This window comes from Prauserella aidingensis, from assembly GCF_024171865.1.
GTDB lineage: Bacteria > Actinomycetota > Actinomycetes > Mycobacteriales > Pseudonocardiaceae > Prauserella > Prauserella aidingensis.
In genome coordinates this window covers 1-2,500 of the sequence record NZ_JAMTCN010000058.1, presented here as the reverse complement: position 1 = coordinate 2,500, position 2,500 = coordinate 1, and the positions used below count along the sequence as shown (strand labels likewise).

2 rRNA genes (1 of these 2 cut by a window edge) are annotated in these 2,500 nt (G+C 56.7%); both read left to right on the top strand.

The features are described 5' to 3' along the window. Positions 1-273, top strand: a 16S ribosomal RNA gene (locus tag LY13_RS25245); it begins 1,253 nt to the left of the window's first position. Between the two features lie 165 nt (positions 274-438). Then, positions 439-2,500 (top strand): 23S ribosomal RNA (locus LY13_RS25240); the annotation flags it as partial.

Here is a 2,500-nt window from a genome sequence, read left to right as displayed (position 1 = left end):
GGAGCGAATCCCTTAAAGCTGGTCTCAGTTCGGATCGTAGTCTGCAACTCGACTGCGTGAAGTCGGAGTCGCTAGTAATCGCAGATCAGCAACGCTGCGGTGAATACGTTCCCGGGCCTTGTACACACCGCCCGTCACGTCACGAAAGTCGGTAACACCCGAAGCCCATGGCCCAACTCTTCGGAGGGGGAGTGGTCGAAGGTGGGACTGGCGATTGGGACGAAGTCGTAACAAGGTAGCCGTACCGGAAGGTGCGGCTGGATCACCTCCTTTCTAAGGAGTTTTCTTCGGAAAGCTTTTTGGCTTTTGATTGTGGACGCAACAGGTAACAAGTAGGGCCGGATGGTCTTCCTCGCAAGCACGCTGTTGGGTGTCTGAGGCAGCACGCTGTCTTGGTGTGGTGTTTGAGAATTGTAGAGTGGGTGCGAGCATCTTTGTGGTCAAGTTATGTAGGGCACATGGTGGATGTCTGGGCACTAGGGGCCGATGAAGGACGTGGGAGGCTGCGATAAGCCTCGGGGAGTTGTCAACCGAGCTGTGATCCGAGGATGTCCGAATGGGGAAACCCGGCACCCGTGATGGGGTGTCACCCGCGCTTGAATGTATAGGGCGTGTGGAGGGAACGCGGGGAAGTGAAACATCTCAGTACCCGTAGGAAGAGAAAACACTAGTGATTCCGTGAGTAGTGGCGAGCGAAAGCGGAGGAGGCTAAACCGTATGCGTGTCAAGTTGTCAGGCGTTGCGTGTGCGGGGTTGTGAGAGCCGCTGTCCGGGATCTGACAGTCTCGGCATCATGTTGCATGGTTAGTGGAACACGTTGGGATGCGTGGCCGTAGTGGGTGAGAGTCCCGTACGCGAAAGCTGTGTGGATGTGGTGTGTGGTGTTCTCGAGTAGCAGCGTTTCCGTGGAGGGCGCTGTGAATCTGCCGGGACCACTCGGTAAGCCTAAATACTTCCTGGTGACCGATAGCGGACGAGTACCGTGAGGGAAAGATGAAAAGTACCCCGGGAGGGGAGTGAAAGAGTACCTGAAACCGTGTGCCTGCAAGCCGTCAGAGCAGCTGCCTTGTGTGGTTGTGATGGCGTGCCTTTTGAAGAATGAGCCTGCGAGTTCGTGCTGCGTGGCGAGGTTAACCCGTGTGGGGTAGCCGTAGCGAAAGCGAGTCTGAAGAGGGCGTTGTAGTTGCGTGGTCGAGACCCGAAGCGGAGTGATCTACCCATGGCCAGGCTGAAGCGCCGGTAAGACGGTGTGGAGGGCCGAACCCACTTAGGTTGAAAACTGAGGGGATGAGCTGTGGGTAGGGGTGAAAGGCCAATCAAACTTCGTGATAGCTGGTTCTCCCCGAAATGCATTTAGGTGCAGCGTCGCATGTTTCACTGTGGGGGTAGAGCTACTGGGTGGCTGATGGGCCTGATCGGGTTACTGACGTCAACCAAACTCCGAATACCATGGTGTGAGAGTGTGGCAGTGAGACAGCGGGGGATAAGCTTCGTTGTCGAGAGGGAAACAGCCCAGAACTCCGGCTAAGGCCCCTAAGTGTGTGCTTAGTGGAAAAGGATGTGGAATTGCCCAGACAACCAGGAGGTTGGCTTAGAAGCAGCCATCCTTGAAAGAGTGCGTAATAGCTCACTGGTCAAGTGGTTCTGCGCCGATAATGTAGCGGGGCTGAAGTACACCGCCGAAGCCGAGTCACTGCAACAACTGCTAACGCGGGTTGTGGTGGGTAGGGGAGCGTCCTGGGCCCGGTGAAGCCGTGACGGAAGTTAACGGTGGAGGGTGTGGGAGTGAGAATGCAGGCATGAGTAGCGAATGTACAGTGAGAATCTGTACCGCCGGATGACCAAGGGTTCCTGGGCCAGGTTGTTCCGCCCAGGGTAAGTCGGGACCTAAGGCGAGGCCGTCAGGCGTAGTCGATGGAGAACGGGTTGATATTCCCGTACCCGCGTGTGTGCGTCCATGGTGAGGCGTCGGATACTAACCACCCGAAGCCGCCTTGTTCCCTTCGGGGAGCTTGGTGTGTGGAGCGTGGGACCTGATGGCGTAGTAGTCAAGTGATGGGGTGACGCAGGAAGGTAGCTCCGCCAGTGAGTGGTAGTACTGGTGTAAGCGTGTGGCCCGCAGGATAGGTAAATCCGTTCTGCATGAGGGTGAGGCGTGATGCGTAGCCGTTGTGGTGAAGTAGAGTGATCCTATGCTGTCGAGAAAAGCCTCTAGCGAGTGTGCGCGTGGCCCGTACCCGAAACCGACACAGGTGGTCAGGTAGAGAATACTAAGGCGATCGGGTGAACTGTGGTTAAGGAACTCGGCAAATTGCCCCCGTAACTTCGGGAGAAGGGGGGCCAGCCATCTTGAAACCCTTTGCGGGTTAGGGGTGGCGGGCCGCAGAGACCAGCGGAAAGCGACTGTTTACTAAAAACACAGGTCCATGCGAAGACGCAAGTCGAGGTATATGGACTGACGCCTGCCCGGTGCTGGAACGTTAAGAGGACCGGTTAACCA